This is a genomic window from Alkalicoccobacillus gibsonii (genome assembly GCF_016798245.1).
GTDB lineage: Bacteria > Bacillota > Bacilli > Bacillales > Bacillaceae_D > Alkalicoccobacillus > Alkalicoccobacillus gibsonii.
Window position 1 is genome coordinate 1,230,095 of sequence record NZ_JAEUZA010000001.1, and the last position, 13,879, is coordinate 1,243,973.

The 13,879-nt window shown below is 41.2% G+C and carries 18 protein-coding genes; 6 read left to right on the top strand and 12 right to left on the bottom strand.

The features are described 5' to 3' along the window. Positions 1-142: 142 nt before the first annotated feature. From JNO66_RS06620 to JNO66_RS06630, 3 genes are all read right to left on the bottom strand, one after another. The gene (locus JNO66_RS06620) at positions 143-1,183 is read right to left on the bottom strand and encodes an HD-GYP domain-containing protein (RefSeq protein ID WP_203087393.1); all 1,041 of its coding nucleotides are present in this window, start codon (positions 1,181-1,183) and stop codon (positions 143-145) included. 172 nt (positions 1,184-1,355) lie between these two features. Continuing rightward, entirely contained in the window at positions 1,356-2,456 is a 1,101-nt protein-coding gene (locus JNO66_RS06625) for a mechanosensitive ion channel family protein (RefSeq protein ID WP_203087394.1), read from the bottom strand. A gap of 159 nt (positions 2,457-2,615) precedes the next feature. Further along, complete coding sequence (locus tag JNO66_RS06630) at positions 2,616-2,918, bottom strand: hypothetical protein (RefSeq protein WP_203087395.1); 303 nt, start codon at positions 2,916-2,918, stop codon at positions 2,616-2,618. Between the two features lie 139 nt (positions 2,919-3,057). Between JNO66_RS06630 and JNO66_RS06635 the strand changes: the two genes are divergently transcribed. The 5 genes from JNO66_RS06635 (at position 3,058) to JNO66_RS06655 (ending at position 6,862) form a co-directional block, all read left to right on the top strand. Beyond that, complete coding sequence (locus JNO66_RS06635; protein ID WP_203087396.1) at positions 3,058-3,543, top strand: FixH family protein; 486 nt, start codon at positions 3,058-3,060, stop codon at positions 3,541-3,543. Between the two features lie 68 nt (positions 3,544-3,611). Beyond that, positions 3,612-4,964, top strand: coding sequence for an MATE family efflux transporter (locus tag JNO66_RS06640; protein ID WP_203087397.1), 1,353 nt, complete (start codon positions 3,612-3,614; stop codon positions 4,962-4,964). 71 nt (positions 4,965-5,035) lie between these two features. Beyond that, entirely contained in the window at positions 5,036-5,185 is a 150-nt protein-coding gene (locus tag JNO66_RS06645; protein ID WP_203087398.1) for a hypothetical protein, read from the top strand. 103 nt (positions 5,186-5,288) lie between these two features. Beyond that, positions 5,289-6,524 (top strand): DNA polymerase IV, encoded by a 1,236-nt coding sequence (locus tag JNO66_RS06650; RefSeq protein ID WP_203087399.1) that lies wholly within the window; start codon positions 5,289-5,291, stop codon positions 6,522-6,524. Then, positions 6,521-6,862 carry a YolD-like family protein gene (locus JNO66_RS06655; protein WP_203087400.1) on the top strand — a complete coding sequence of 114 codons (342 nt, stop codon included), beginning with the start codon at positions 6,521-6,523 and terminating at the stop codon, positions 6,860-6,862. The genes JNO66_RS06650 and JNO66_RS06655 overlap by 4 nt, the downstream gene beginning before the upstream one ends. Positions 6,863-6,888: 26 nt before the next feature. Here JNO66_RS06655 and JNO66_RS06660 read toward each other — a convergent pair whose 3' ends face one another. The 7 genes from JNO66_RS06660 to JNO66_RS06690 form a co-directional block, all read right to left on the bottom strand. Next, positions 6,889-7,323: an N-acetyltransferase gene (locus JNO66_RS06660; protein WP_203087401.1), complete on the bottom strand. Its 435-nt coding sequence runs from the start codon at positions 7,321-7,323 to the stop codon at positions 6,889-6,891. A gap of 233 nt (positions 7,324-7,556) precedes the next feature. After that, positions 7,557-7,841 (bottom strand): AbrB/MazE/SpoVT family DNA-binding domain-containing protein, encoded by a 285-nt coding sequence (locus JNO66_RS06665; RefSeq protein ID WP_203087402.1) that lies wholly within the window; start codon positions 7,839-7,841, stop codon positions 7,557-7,559. A gap of 141 nt (positions 7,842-7,982) precedes the next feature. Further along, the gene (truA, locus tag JNO66_RS06670; RefSeq protein WP_203087403.1) at positions 7,983-8,723 is read right to left on the bottom strand and encodes a tRNA pseudouridine(38-40) synthase TruA; all 741 of its coding nucleotides are present in this window, start codon (positions 8,721-8,723) and stop codon (positions 7,983-7,985) included. Positions 8,724-8,826: 103 nt separating this feature from the next. After that, positions 8,827-9,786, bottom strand: coding sequence for a peptidoglycan recognition protein family protein (locus tag JNO66_RS06675; RefSeq protein ID WP_203087404.1), 960 nt, complete (start codon positions 9,784-9,786; stop codon positions 8,827-8,829). Between the two features lie 185 nt (positions 9,787-9,971). Next, positions 9,972-10,826, bottom strand: a complete 855-nt coding sequence (locus JNO66_RS06680; protein ID WP_203087405.1) for an aminoglycoside 6-adenylyltransferase — start codon at positions 10,824-10,826, stop codon at positions 9,972-9,974. Between the two features lie 84 nt (positions 10,827-10,910). Then, positions 10,911-11,516, bottom strand: coding sequence for a DUF2812 domain-containing protein (locus JNO66_RS06685; protein WP_203087406.1), 606 nt, complete (start codon positions 11,514-11,516; stop codon positions 10,911-10,913). After that, on the bottom strand, positions 11,503-11,835 hold the full coding sequence (locus JNO66_RS06690) for a PadR family transcriptional regulator (protein WP_203087407.1): 333 nt from the start codon (positions 11,833-11,835) through the stop codon (positions 11,503-11,505). The genes JNO66_RS06685 and JNO66_RS06690 overlap by 14 nt, the downstream gene beginning before the upstream one ends. A 458-nt stretch (positions 11,836-12,293) precedes the next feature. Between JNO66_RS06690 and JNO66_RS06695 the strand changes: the two genes are divergently transcribed. Continuing rightward, positions 12,294-12,503 carry a hypothetical protein gene (locus JNO66_RS06695; protein WP_203087408.1) on the top strand — a complete coding sequence of 70 codons (210 nt, stop codon included), beginning with the start codon at positions 12,294-12,296 and terminating at the stop codon, positions 12,501-12,503. On the opposite strand, the gene JNO66_RS06700 is transcribed toward JNO66_RS06695, so the two are convergent. Together JNO66_RS06700 and JNO66_RS06705 are read right to left on the bottom strand one after the other, a co-directional pair. Next, a complete protein-coding gene (locus JNO66_RS06700; protein ID WP_203087409.1) occupies positions 12,492-12,914 on the bottom strand; it encodes an NUDIX hydrolase in 423 nt (140 codons plus the stop codon). The two genes, JNO66_RS06695 and JNO66_RS06700, sit on opposite strands and share 12 nt — an antisense overlap. Next, positions 12,911-13,786 (bottom strand): protein kinase family protein, encoded by an 876-nt coding sequence (locus JNO66_RS06705; protein ID WP_203087410.1) that lies wholly within the window; start codon positions 13,784-13,786, stop codon positions 12,911-12,913. Before JNO66_RS06705 ends, JNO66_RS06700 begins: the two co-directional genes overlap by 4 nt. Positions 13,787-13,879 lie beyond the last annotated feature (93 nt).

Genomic DNA, 13,879 nt, shown 5'->3' on the forward strand with positions numbered 1-13,879 from the left:
TACTCTTTGTTTTAGGTTAGAGGATGTAGCAAGTACCATTCGCTTAAAGTTCTAAGTAAAAAGATGAAAACACGAAAAGCAAATGCGCAGTCAAAAAATCATTTGCTTTTCGTGTTTTTAGTTTGTCTAGCTATCATTACGTTTAATCCACAATCTTCTCAATGAAAACGGTTGGATGGTTCAGTAGATTGATATCTACGGCTTGAAACTCCCCGTGTCCATGGCCTTCAACTTTAAAAATTCGTACAAACGGTCTTTGAGGTATACCATCGTTTTGCGCAGATACAACTCCGTATTCGCCTGTCGACAAAACCACCTGAATGCCCGTTGGATAAAAAGCAATCGTTTTAAGAAAGTGTGACACGATTTGATGACCGTAGCGCACTCCCGTTAAGCCCATGATAATTTCACACGCTTCATGTGGCAGCATCCGTCCACCAGGTCTAAGGGGACTTATTAAATGATCAAACGCATTCGCTACCGCAACAATTTTAGCAAATACATGAATATCCTTTTCTAGTAGCTGACGAGGGATCCCACTACCGTCTACATGCTCATGGTGAGATAGGGCAATGTGGGCAGAAAGGGCACTCATTTCACTATTCTTACGTAAAACATTAAACCCTCTCCACGTATGGTGGTCTCCCATCTCTACTTTAGGTTCATCATCCTTTGAGGAAGCCATCTTACCAATGTCGTGCATTAATGCTCCGGTGGCAAGCTCATACAGCTTCGCTCTTGGTAATCCAAGACGAACTCCTACAATCGTTGAGATCATACACACATTCAAGGAATGAACGAATAGCCCATTGTCCTCGGTTCTCATGTCCGTTAAGCTTAATAACGACTGACTATGTGCGAGAATCTCTTCGACAATCTGCTTCACAGACTGTTGAATTGATTTTAATTCAAACCCTTGCCCCTCTTGTACAAATTGAAAAGACTCGGTTAAATTAGCAAATGTTTCTCTTTTCACTTCTTCTGAAACAAGGTCTTCTTTTTTAATTTCAGTATCAAAGGGGTCTTGAAGATACACTGCCTTGATTCCTAGCCGCTTTAAACGGTTAATCAATGCTTGTGTCAGAGACGCGCCTTCGTTTAATAATACCCTTCCATCACTTGTATATATTTGTTTCCCTAATTTTTCATTAGCCTGCGTGAGTTCAATGGTCGTATAGCGCATGATGAAACCCCTTTGGTCAGAATACTCTTATTATACTAATCTTCTCCCTTTTATCGGCTCTTTTTTTACTAATTCTTACGTTTTATTAATAATTAGTGCTAGAGTCACGGACAAGTCCCCCACTTCGGGATAAAAAAGAAGAGCGACCTCATCGGGTCACTCTTCATAGCATTTATTCTTTTACTTCATGGTTTACGACATCAAGTGGCTCTTCAGACATGACTAGATTAGCCGGTGCAGATACATGAATGCCTTCTTCCTCTAACACTTCGAGAATACGAAAGTGCGCTTTTTCTCGAATTTCCATAAACGGCGCCCACTGATTGGTTTCGGTAAAATAGGTCACCATCAGGTTGTAGCTTGACTCAGCAAATTCTTCAAATCTAACAATTACTGTGTCACTTGCGATGTCTTCGAATAATTTAAGCTCGTGATCAATCCGGTCCCTAAGCGTTTGAAGCTTCCTACTTGAGGTAGACTGTCTAATCCCCAAGCTAAAATAAACACGTCTTCTGCCCATCTCAGTCCAGTTTGTAATGGCTTCATTTGCAAGTGTTGAGTTGGGTATAACAACTAACGTATCCGAAAAGGTGCGTATTTTTGTACTTCTAAATGTGATATCCTCTACTCCACCTTCAACCGTGGGTGTTTCAATCCAATCGCCTTTTCTAAATGGACGTTCCGTAATAATGATAATGCCACCAAAAAAGTTACCAATCGTATCTTGTGCAGCTAGGGCAAAAGCTAGCCCACCAATACCCAGACCAGCAACAAAGGTGCTTATGTCAAAGCCCCAATTATCAAGAATAATGATGAAGGTTACAATCACTACTAATACTCGAAGAATTTTTGATACAAATGGAATGAGCATGCTTTCTTTATCAAGCTCTGCTTTTCTCGCAAAGTTCGTCACAGCATTTGAGTAATAAGTCATATAATTATACAAGCCCCACCCTATGGTGAAAATAATGAATGACCGATATAATCTCTGGATCCCGCGTTGGTCTGTTAAGGTTGAATACTCTAAGTACTGCAACGCCAAATATGTACCGATAACTACAAATAAGAAGCGCAACGGCTTTTCATAGGATTTTAACACATCTCTTATTACTTTAGTTGATGTGCGTTTTGATAACCCAAGTACTAACTTCTTTGTTAGAGTGGTGAACATTTTTCTAAAAACCAAGAATACTAAAAAGATGGCGATTGACAAGCCAATATTTACCCAGTCCAGGTTTATTATTTTTTCTACATATTGATTTAAACGTTCCATACGAGGCTCCTCTCAAGTACTTCTATTTCTTTTGTTTATAAAGGATACCTGCTATATGGTCGGTTTTTCAACCAATAACCATTCCCCGTCAGCCGCTAATTCGGTTTTTTCGACAAAAAATAGCTCAAGCATAGGCTTGAGCTACCGAATCATTTCTTTTTAGAATGGATCATGATCCAATGTTTTCTGAATAACCTTTGCAAGCTCTGGCTTTGTTGCTTCCTTTTTGGTTTCAGAATGTGGAATAGCTGCTTCTACAACGTCCTTTAAGCCTGAGAGAACATCGTCACCTGATTCCATCATTGCATTGGTCATGTCATGACTCTCTTCTTTATAATCTATCGCTTTTCTCTTAATGGCTTTAGTGTTTGTTAAGGCATAGAGGCCTGCCGCTGCCAAAAATCCACCAGCTGCTCCACCGATCATATACCCCGTATGATTTTGTTTTTTTCGTTTGAACATCTTTTTCACCTCTTTTCTGATATCGTGTGTAACAGAGGCGATTTTATACATAGTTTAAAAAAGGTTATAGTCTATGCTAGAATAAATGAGACTAACCTCCTTATAATGATTGGATTTATTTTTAGGAAAGGTGTTTATCATGAAAAAAGGACTACTCGCATTCTCCGTTGTTGCCCTTTTCATGATTGCAAGCTGCGCTATTGGGCAGAATCAATCAGATCAACAAGGGCCCGGTTCCCTTGATACGCTTGAAGCCGAAATACACGCACCAAGTGAAACGGCTTTGAATGAACCTGTTATGCTACAAGTGTATGTCACCTATGGTGAGGAGCCTGTTACCGATGCCAATCGTGTAACATTTGAAATTTGGAAAAATGGTCATCGCGACGCCGGGGAAACAATGGATGCAGAAGAATCTGATCCTGGTATGTATTCTCTAGAAACGTCCTTTACCGAAGATGGCATTTACCATATACAATCTTTTGTCGAAGCAGGAAGCGAACAAATTGAGCCTTCTGTTCGTGTGATTGCTGGAGATGTTTCAGAATCAGAGCTTGAAGCGGCTGAACAAGAGTTTCAACAAGAAGAAGATCAAGAAAAGGCTCAAGAGTCTAATTCAAATTAATACATGGCTACTAAGAAAACGTTACGAATATTCGTGACGTTTTCCTTTGTGCCTATTGGAGTTGAACGATGTATCACGCACAAACCTATCAGCAAAAATTGAAATTATACACATTAATTCTTTGGCCTATTATGGTTACTCAAATCAGTCTTCATTCAATGAATGTCATTGATACAATGATGTCGGGTCGAGCCGGTACAACCGATCTTGCCGGTGTTGCTGTCGGTTCAAGCCTCTGGGCACCGATTCTCACTGGGTTTAACGGAATCTTAATGGCCGTTACCCCGATCATTGCTCAGCTTTTAGGAAAAGGTGAAAAAGCCTCCATTTCACGCTCTGTGATTCAGGCACTTTATCTCTCTGTGGGGTTAGCGCTTCTGGTGTACATCGCGGGATTTCTCTTTCTTCCTTCCATCCTAGAGTTCATGAGTCTTGAAGCTGAGGTTTCTTATATTGCTAAACATTATCTAATTGGCTTATCCATTGGTTTAATCCCTTTATTTGCGTCAAATGTTTTACGCTATTTCTTTGACGCACAAGGATATACTCGGATTACCATGTCTATCCTGCTTATTGCACTCCCTGTTAGTGCACTGTTAAATTATTTGTTGATTTTCGGAAAATTTGGCTTTCCTGAGCTTGGTGGAATTGGTGCCGGTTATGCTACTGGTATCACATATTGGCTTATTTTCATTTTAAGTATTCTTGTCACTTATTATGTGCCAACCATACGCTCCTTCTCGCTTTTCTCCACCTGGTACAGGCCTTCTTTAAAGGCTTGGCGTGAGCAGCTTGCGCTTGGTTTACCAATGGGGCTTTCCATCTTTTTTGAAGCAAGCATTTTCTCGTTTGTTACTTTGCTTGTTAGTCGTATGTTTTCAACTGATATCATTGCCGCTCATCAAGCAGCATTAAATTTTTCATCGCTTTTATTTATGATTCCACTTAGTATGTCGATGGGCTTAACCATTGTAGTCGCTTATGAAATAGGAGCAGGACGTCTACAAGGAGCCAAACAGTACAGTCGAATTGGGATTTCTGCTTCCATGCTTATTATTTCCATGGCATCGATTATTCTGTTTTTCCTTAGAGAACCGATCTCTTACTTGTACACGGATAATCCAAATGTCGTCCAGCTTGCCATGAGCTTCTTTATCTTTGCGATCTTCTATCAGCTTTCTGATGCTGCGCAGGCTACCCTACAAGGTGTACTTCGTGGCTATAAGGATGCGACTGTACCATTTATTATTGCCCTAGTATCTTATTGGGGAATTGGGATTCCATCAGGCGTGTTACTCGCTACTCAAACGGATTTAGGACCATTTGGTTTTTGGATAGGCATTATCATAGGGTTAACGAGTGCAGCCATAGGATTTTGGATTCGATTGTCGATGGTTACTAAACGCTTCACTCTATCGTAAAAAGAATGAATTTCTCGCATTTGGACATAGTTGTAGTAGAGACTTTTTTTACGATAAGAGGTGATTAATCAATGTGGACTCAATCGATTCTTTTCACAACACGTGGCTCTTCTGGTGTAGGCACAACGCCAATCGTACTTGTTGCTGTTTCTATTGGTCTTATGGTCATCATTATGGGTGCGCTTTTGATTTATCTTTCTCGCAAACGCAGTAAACAGTAAATCCTTTTTTGAGAAGAACCACTAGCTGGTTCTTTTTTCTAGTTGTATAAGAACATTCATTCGCATATAATAAGAACATATATTCGCCAAGAGGTGAACAGGAATGAAGAAAGTCATTTTTTTAGTAGACATGGAAAGCTTTTACGCATCAATTGAAGTGACTAGAAGACCGGAATACCGGGGGAAGCCCTTGGTGGTATCTGGTGATCCAAATCGTCGGAGCGGCGTAATATTGGCTGCTTCAAAGGAAGCCAAACGCTTCGGAGTCAAAAATGCCGAACGCCTATGGGAGGCGCAGCAAAAGTGTAGTGATTTAATTATCGTCCCGCCGCATATGCAGGACTATATTGAGGTCTCTATTGAAATCACGGCTATCCTAAAAACCTACACGGACTTAGTTGAACCTTATTCCATTGACGAACAGTTTATGGACGTGACCCATTCTCAGCAACTTTTTGGCTCCCCTCATGAGATTGCCAAAAAAGTTCAACAAGACATTTGGAAACAATGCGGAGTAAGAGCACGTGTTGGCATTGGTGAAAACAAAATTTTAGCTAAGCTTGCCTGTGACCATTTCGCAAAAAAAAACAAGGAAGGCATCTTTGAGTTAAAAGCCGAGGAGCTTAAAGAAACGCTTTGGCCATTACCTGTAGAAGATCTGTTTGGAGTGGGTAGCCAAATGAAGCGGCACCTCTATGATCGAGGGATTCGCACCATTGGGCAGCTTGCAGCGACTAACATGGAATTTTTTAAGAAGCGATGGGGCATACATGGTCAAGTACTGTGGATGAACGCACATGGAGTTGATTACTCTCCCGTTAAGCTCTCCACACATGACGGACAAAAGGCGATTGGCCATGGGATGACGCTGCCCTATGATTATGCAACAAAGGCTGATATTCACACCGTCTTGCTTGAGCTATGTGAAGAGGTTTGTCAGCGCGCCCGTAAAAATCATGTACACGGTTCAACCGTTTCACTCACTGTCTCAGGTGCAAGCTATGAAGTGCGGACAGGGTTTCATCGCCAATTCACGATGCCCTATGCAACAAATGCTTCACTCACCTTATATAAGTACGTTTGTCAGCTACTCGACCAATTTTGGGATGGTCAGCCTGTTCGCCGGGTGGGTGTTGCTTTATCTAAGCTGTCTGATGGGGATGCTGTACAACTTGATTTGTTTGATCATGAGCAGCAGCAAGACGACCGTGCGCTTGGAGAAGCGATGGACCGGATTAAAGCACGTTTTGGCAAAACAGCTCTGCTTCGCGCCTCCTCTCTTCTGCCTGCTGGTCAAGCGAGAGAGCGTGCAGCTAAAATTGGAGGACATTACAAATGAGTGATTTTTTAGAACGAGGCAACCTTTTGTGGGAAGGCAGTCGAATGATGCTTCCCGAACATAAACAAGCCATCCGTGCGCAAAACGAGCGCGAAAAGCATAGCCCTGCCCCTGAGCTTGACGTGCAAGAGTTAGAAGAGCTTGGAAGGGTAGCGACCCACTCCCTTACTCATTCTACTCCCGTGCATATTGTGTACTGGGAAAACGGGTATGATTACAAACTAATTGCTACTGTCGAACAAGTAGAGCCCCAGAAACAGCAGGTAATTGTTCGAGAAAGTAAGGATCTGCGCAAAACCATTATGTTTGATCAATTAAAAAGCATTGAGCGCATTTAAAGACATTCAGCAAGAAAGAAGGCGACTTACTCAGCCGCCTTCTTCCATTCCATTACATATTCACATTCATTTGTTGCATCATCCTGCTGTTCAGAAACAATCTGAAACCCCGCTTGTTTATAGAATTGAATCGCTCGTTCGTTTTTTGCATAAACCTGCAAGCTTAAATATGAATACTCATTTTGAACCCACCTGAGTAATTGTTTACCGTAGCCCTTCCCTTGTTGTTCTTGTTCAACAAAGAGTGCAGCGATCTGATGATCCATTAATGAAACAAATCCACAGATTTCCCCTGCATTCCACACTACAAGCGTATGTGCTTGTGGTAAATATACATCCCTCATCGCTGATTGTTGCTCTCTCCAATAGGATTCGGCAATAAAGTCATGAGCTTTAAAAGAGGCTGTTAGCCAGATTGAAACGAGTGTGTCCATATCTGTACGCAAAGCCGGTCTGATCATATCAATATCCTCCTCTTGATGTCTTATTGATCGGCATCTAGTGCTACCGTCCATCTGTGCATCATTTCCCCCGTTCCATCTATTTTTTATATGTATCCATCTATTCAAAAACTGATCGTCTACACACGTCTATCCTTACAATCATACCATACATTCCACCAAAATATCCCACAAAAAAAAAACGATATGACACGACCTTTAAAAGGCACGCACCATACCGTTTTAGAAGAACTTTAGCTCTGTTTTTGTAAATATTCCTCCACTTTCTCCAAAACCTCCGTGGCTCCTTCTGGGCTAAGCACAATGTTTCCATTGCCAAGTGAGATGTTTTGCTCGCTAATCTCACCTGTGAGCATACATTGAGTACTCGGAGAATATTTTTTTAAAATAATTTCCTCTCCATTCACATAAATCTCCATTGGATCTTTAATGTCTATATCTAAGGTGCCCCGCAGTTCCTTAGGAATCACAATTCGGCCTAATTCATCAATTTTTCGAACAATACCTGTTGATTTCAATAGATGACCTCCTAGTCAATTATATTCTCCTGTTCTATACCCCATTTCCCCAAAAAGTAATAGGGCTCGATTAAGTTATTTTTGTGAACAACAAAAATAACGGAAAGGTACCAAGCACCTTCCCGCTAATCGCTCTTACTCTTATTTAAATTCAATCGCCTCAAGATACAATCCGTTCGCATCAGCAAATCCTGCGTGTTCCCGCTCTTTTGATTCAAGAATACCCGGAATGGCTTCAGCTTTCATTTCACCCAACCCTACTTTAATAAGTGTTCCGATGATTTTACGAACCATGTTATATAAGAAGCCGTCTCCTTTAATCCGAATCTCCAATAGCCCATCCTTTGTCGAAAAATCAATCGACTGTATCGTGCGTACATTTGATTTTTTCTTAGATTTCGCATTAGAGAAAGCCGTAAAGTCATGCTCACCGATAAAATAAGAACTTGCCTGCTTCATTTGATCGAGCTTTAAAGGCTCTGCTACATGCATACTAAACTTTCTTAAAAAAGGATGACTATATGCTTCGTTCCAAATTTTATAGACATACGTCTTGTCCCCAGAATTGTAGCGAGCATGAAAGCGCTCATGAACCATTTCTACTTTCGTTACACTAATGTCTTCTGGTAAATAACGATTCAAATAACTTTTTAATTCATGAACAGTGATGTTCAAGTTAAGCTTGACGTTCGCCACTTGTGCAAGCGCATGGACACCAGCATCCGTTCTACTGCTGCCAATGATCTCGATTGGATAACCCGCCATCTCTGTTAACACATTTTCTATTTTTCCTTGAATCGTGTTTTCGCCTTTTCCAAGACGTTGCCATCCTTTATAACGTGTTCCATCATACTGAATGGTTAATTTAAAATTCTTATTCATTATGTTCTCCTTCAACGTGCGTAAATGTTTAAACCCTGTCTAATAGTAACATATAACAGAGTAAAACCAACATGTGTGCTGAAGGAGTTTTAAAAAAGACTCACTATCTTAGAAGTCTCTCCCAGGTGTTTGGTCCCGCGATTCCATCAATTGCAATGCCTGCACTACGCTGGAATGTACGAACAGCAGCATCCGTAGCCGGGCCAAATGCTCCATCAACTGCAATGCGTGCGCCTTTTGTATTTAATGCCGATTGCAATAAACGAACCCACCATTGATGAGTGGAGTTTCTACGAAGTGTATTCGCTGCACGCTTACTAACCGGTCCAAAGATACCATCAATATTGACCCCAGCGAAATATTGATACACACGAACAAGTGCCTCACGTGTTCGTGGGCCGGCAATGCCATCTACCACTAGAGGTGTAAAGGATGCCTTATTCGGATAATCGCGAGAGTTTAGAAATGATTGTGCATTTGCAATAAACTGATTCACAACTGGCTTTGGCGCTGGGACTGGTGTTGGTGTTGTCGGAGTTGGACTAGGCGTTGGCGTAGGTGCTGGAACTTGGACCCCACCTGTTTGTGGACCTGATTGAACAGTTTGAATCAGACGCTTATAGTCCTCCCACTCATTTAACAAGCGGGCCGGACAGTTTTTACCAGTCCAATGCTTGTGAGTCACCACTCTTGATAAAGGGATATTTAGGTTTTTCATTAATCTCTGAACAAGCCAAGCTGCATTTTCTTTTGCTTTCTGAAAATTGCCATCAGAATTCACACAAAGCTCAATCCCAATTGATTGACTGTTTCCATCTGGACCAGCATGCCATGCTACTTCATTTACCGGAAGATGCTGAATAATTTGTGTGTCATCTACAGTGTAATGCCACGAAACAGAACGTGATCTTGCATCAGCACCTTTTATATAACGAGCATGTACTTCTGCATTCGCTCCTGCATTTGTATTTCCCGTTTCATGCTGTGTAATATATGTTGCATTTAAAGCACGGCCCGGACGATTGCTTGCTGATACAGGTAAAAAATCCATCTTAATATTCATCTGAATCCTTCCTTTCTCTCCTTTATGTGATCTAGTAAAACGAGTCATTAGTACTAGAAAGATATGAAGGGAACGCTTCACTCCATTCATAGAATATGCTTGGCCTATTTTTTACGTTCGGGTGTTTGGAAGGGGTGACTGTTCATTGATGTGAAAAAAGCCCTGCATTTCTGCAGGGCGAAGCATTACGCATAACAATCTCGTTGGACCGCTTCTAGATAGGAGAGAACCTTATCCGTTTCTACAACATGTTGCGTATAGTGAAACGTTGACGCTACCTCATCAGCATAAGTAGCAAACTCTTCTAAAAGAACAAAAAGTGATGTCCATATCTCGTGATCCTCTAACCGGGGATACGTCTCACTAAACCGCTTCCATTCCTCTTCAGATAAAAACCGTTTAAGGTACTTCCCGTTCTTCCCTGTACTGAGCGAGAATTGCGTCTGAATCCCAATCTTCCAATTCATCATCTGAATGAGCATCTCTCTCACAATTGATAAATGATCATATGCATACGTCAGCTCACCGCGCCATAAACCCTTTGCAACATAGGTCGCAACCCACCAGCATTCATTGCAGCAGTCATCAAACAGCTTTTGCGTTGGTGGCTGAACCCAATAGGCTTGATCTGTTGAAGGTGGTAGAACCGGTAGCTGCTGATCCTTATCTAGCAACACAATAGCAAGCGCATCCCCGCCATTCCACGAGTCTGCCATCGACTTAGGCACAAGTGTCAAATCGATTCGATTCCCATCCTCAAACAACATGAGGTACGCAAACGTTCCATCATCTAAAGGTGGAATTAGCTCAATCGCCTCAGGTGTTTGCATCACAATCCGCTTACCAAAAAGATCTATCCAGCTTGGGTCTCGAATAAACGAGTCCATGTCCTTTACGACGTACACAATATCATAATCTTGAAATTGGTCCTTTGGAACATTCGGATTTGTCCTCGACCCATTCATTCCAACGGCTCGAATTCGTTCGTCTAGGTTGGCTACCTCTATAATCAGTTTCATCATTTCATAGGTTGATCTCATTTTACACCCTCCATTTTTTAGATAATCGTTTGACTAAAAGGGTGGTAGATGGTGGACCTCGAATTGGTTGGTTTTAACGTCGCATTATGCTGCCTCCTTTTCGTAATGTTTCTTGGCGCGTAGACCGTAAAAACCACACAAAAGAATCGTAAGAATAATAAAATAAACAGCCAACCCTCTCATTAAGGCAAAAGGTGTTTCAAAAAGGAAAGCAGCCCAAAATAATTCATCTTCCATATCCCACAGACCAGGTGTTAAATACCAATTGACAGGGTTAAAATTTGTTGGGAGCATATCAACCATGTAAAGAATGAAAATTAAAGGAATTGAAATGTAAAACTGAGTTAAGTATAAATCGGAAATGCGTTTATAGCGAGCAGCTTTTGATTGCTGATCAGAGAAAATATCTTCCGTAGCTCTCTCATCTATGCGTTCAAAATATTGGTGACCGTTTCTTCTAGGACAAGGCAGCCTACTCCAGCCACTATCTTCAAACATCATTTCATAATCCATAAAATCAGCCTTACGTTTGAATTTACGATAATCAATTTTATAAATAGTGTTTTTCGGTTCTCCTTTCTTAAATCGATAACCTAGTGAACGATACATCAAATGATAGCCACGACGCGCCATCTCATTTAACCATTGCTCTTCCTTCGTTAAATCGGTAAAGAATTTAAACCTCCTCATCTCTCTCCTCCTTTAACAATTGATCCGTCACTTGAAGCAATGTTCGCATCCGTTCTTGTTCAAGAGCAAGAATGTCTCTTCCCTCCTCTGTGATAACATAGACTTTCCGACGACTCTCTTTGTTCGGAACAAGCTCAATAAATTTAAGTTTTACCAAATTCTCAAATGCTCCATACAACGTACCCGCTGCCATACGCACTTGCCCTCCACTTAACTCCTCTACACGCTGCATCACTAAATACCCATGCCGCGGCTCCAACAAAGAAAGTAAGATGTAATAAACTGTCTCTGTTAAAGGTAAATGTTTACTTCGTTTCATGAGACCTCCTATACAGTTCAACTGAATAGTTTAAGTATATACAGTTGAACTGTATACGTCAATGATCGAATTAATTGAGTGTATGGAGATGGATGTATTTTGCTCTCATCTCGATGTATTTCTAACTCTCGCCTACATAACGGCACCCGAATTCCAACCTCAACTAAAAAAAGACGCAGCAATCGCTACGTCCTACTCCCACTTCTTTTTAATGATTTCTCAATAAATGTGATTGTGTCTGAGACAGAATGTGTGTATGTAGGAAATGTAAGCCAAGCACTAAGACTTTCGCGACTTTTATCAATTAGTTGAAAAAGTTCGTTAGCGTGATGCAGTTCTAAGCGTTCGACTACACATTTTTTAGCCAAGTCTATCTCCAACCTTTATTTCCTCCCTCCTATTGAATCATATAAACGACCCTTTTATACTTAAGTTAACAAGAAGTAGGAGGTAAGCCAATGAAAGCAACAAACATACTTTTTTTCATTATTGCACTTATGTATTTAGGTATCATCGCTACAGTAACGGGTTCATTCCCTCCGCTTACACATGATCAACTAATGACGATCGCAAGCGCATTATTCCTAGCTGCACTCGCTGTTCAATTTGTTCTGTTGGCTAAAGGGCGAACTAAAAAAAGACAATCAGCGTCTCAATTAAAACGATAGTTCACCATGGAAGCTGTAAGGAATACTTTGATCTGAAAACCTTTCGATCCCTCCGTAATGAGGGATTTTTTGATTCGCTTCTTCTAGACTCGCCCACTTTGCCTGCTCAATCGTCGCGACATCATGAATCTGAATGGTATCTGAAGTCGGAATGACAGTTGCTTTAAATGTGGTAAGAATCGCATGGTGTTGCTCAATGTACATTTCATTGATACTTACAACATCGTTAACTTCTACCGTATACCCAGTTTCTTCATAGACTTCCCGTACCGCAGCCTCCTGTAGTGTCTCATTCACCTCTACCCGACCACCTGGAAACGACCAGGTAGGATGATTTTTATTTTTAACAAGCAAGACCCTATTCGACTGTTTATTATAAACAAACACGTAGACTACTTGAATTCGTTTCATAGACTCTCCTCCCTTGCTTGATTCCAAGATTCGGTAAACGCTTGAACTGTAGAATATCGCTCATCCTTGTTTTCTGAAACAGCCTTGCATGCGACCTTCCAAAGGGCAGAGCTTGCCTCCCACTTATGAATGGAACGATCAAGTTCGCCTCCAAGCAGACAAAATGCTGTCGCTCCGAGTCTGAATACATTTGTTCGTTGATCGATCAGATCACCTCGTTCAAATTCCTCTGGCGCCATAAATCGGTTAGAGCCAAACATTCGTCCCATTTCATTGTGAACTGGCCCCAGCTCATAGTAATCAATGTCACAAATGGTTGTTTCATCTTTTGTAAAATCATAGAGAATGCTCCCATCATAAAAATCAATGGCGATGTACTCTTTTTCTTCCACCAGCTCGTGGAATGTGAAGATACTAGAGAGTGCATTTAAACGTTTTTGTACGGGTAGTTGCTTGAAGCGATAAAAAGGAGAATGTGGATGCTCATATTTTTCAGGCGGAGGATAGGACCAATGAGGATGCAAGCACTCGCCCTCCTGCCAATCAAACACAACCGCATATCCATTCTCTAATTCAAAATGGTCGTCAAGAGTAATAAGGTGCTCGTGAGCTAATGTCAGATAGAGCGGAACAGCTTGTTTTAAACGCACAACGGCTTGCTTAGGTTCACCTTCAAAGTGAATCGTTTTTGCACCTGCATATTTAATAAATTGTTTGCGCCCGTTTCTCATGACACCAAAGCTAATATTACCTGAATCCTGTTGATCAAACACATGACATACCGTTCCTAGCTTTTGCAACCAGCTAAAATCATGCTTCTCCTTTAACTGAAAAGACACTTCATCCATTTGTATCGTCACACCTTGACTCATCCCGTCACTCCTTCACGCTGTTTATATGGTTCATTTTACCAAAAGAGATTAGGATGAAACTAGTCTTAAAGACAAATAAAGACCTCACCCACC

Bases quoted from the DNA above. Each gene is read 5' to 3' on its own strand.
- truA (WP_203087403.1), bottom strand. From the start codon at position 8,723: ATGAATAAGAATTTTAAATTAACCATTCAGTATGATGGAACACGTTAT.
- JNO66_RS06625 (WP_203087394.1), bottom strand. From the start codon at position 2,456: ATGGAACGTTTAAATCAATATGTAGAAAAAATAATAAACCTGGACTGG.
- JNO66_RS06680 (WP_203087405.1), bottom strand. From the start codon at position 10,826: ATGAGATCAACCTATGAAATGATGAAACTGATTATAGAGGTAGCCAAC.
- JNO66_RS06645 (WP_203087398.1), top strand. From the start codon at position 5,036: ATGTGGACTCAATCGATTCTTTTCACAACACGTGGCTCTTCTGGTGTA.
- JNO66_RS06675 (WP_203087404.1), bottom strand. From the start codon at position 9,786: ATGAATATTAAGATGGATTTTTTACCTGTATCAGCAAGCAATCGTCCG.
- JNO66_RS06685 (WP_203087406.1), bottom strand. From the start codon at position 11,516: ATGAGGAGGTTTAAATTCTTTACCGATTTAACGAAGGAAGAGCAATGG.
- JNO66_RS06630 (WP_203087395.1), bottom strand. From the start codon at position 2,918: ATGTTCAAACGAAAAAAACAAAATCATACGGGGTATATGATCGGTGGA.
- JNO66_RS06620 (WP_203087393.1), bottom strand. From the start codon at position 1,183: ATGCGCTATACGACCATTGAACTCACGCAGGCTAATGAAAAATTAGGG.
- JNO66_RS06690 (WP_203087407.1), bottom strand. From the start codon at position 11,835: ATGAAACGAAGTAAACATTTACCTTTAACAGAGACAGTTTATTACATC.
- JNO66_RS06660 (WP_203087401.1), bottom strand. From the start codon at position 7,323: ATGATCAGACCGGCTTTGCGTACAGATATGGACACACTCGTTTCAATC.
- JNO66_RS06695 (WP_203087408.1), top strand. From the start codon at position 12,294: ATGAAAGCAACAAACATACTTTTTTTCATTATTGCACTTATGTATTTA.
- JNO66_RS06640 (WP_203087397.1), top strand. From the start codon at position 3,612: ATGTATCACGCACAAACCTATCAGCAAAAATTGAAATTATACACATTA.
- JNO66_RS06635 (WP_203087396.1), top strand. From the start codon at position 3,058: ATGAAAAAAGGACTACTCGCATTCTCCGTTGTTGCCCTTTTCATGATT.
- JNO66_RS06655 (WP_203087400.1), top strand. From the start codon at position 6,521: ATGAGTGATTTTTTAGAACGAGGCAACCTTTTGTGGGAAGGCAGTCGA.
- JNO66_RS06650 (WP_203087399.1), top strand. From the start codon at position 5,289: ATGAAGAAAGTCATTTTTTTAGTAGACATGGAAAGCTTTTACGCATCA.
- JNO66_RS06700 (WP_203087409.1), bottom strand. From the start codon at position 12,914: ATGAAACGAATTCAAGTAGTCTACGTGTTTGTTTATAATAAACAGTCG.
- JNO66_RS06705 (WP_203087410.1), bottom strand. From the start codon at position 13,786: ATGAGTCAAGGTGTGACGATACAAATGGATGAAGTGTCTTTTCAGTTA.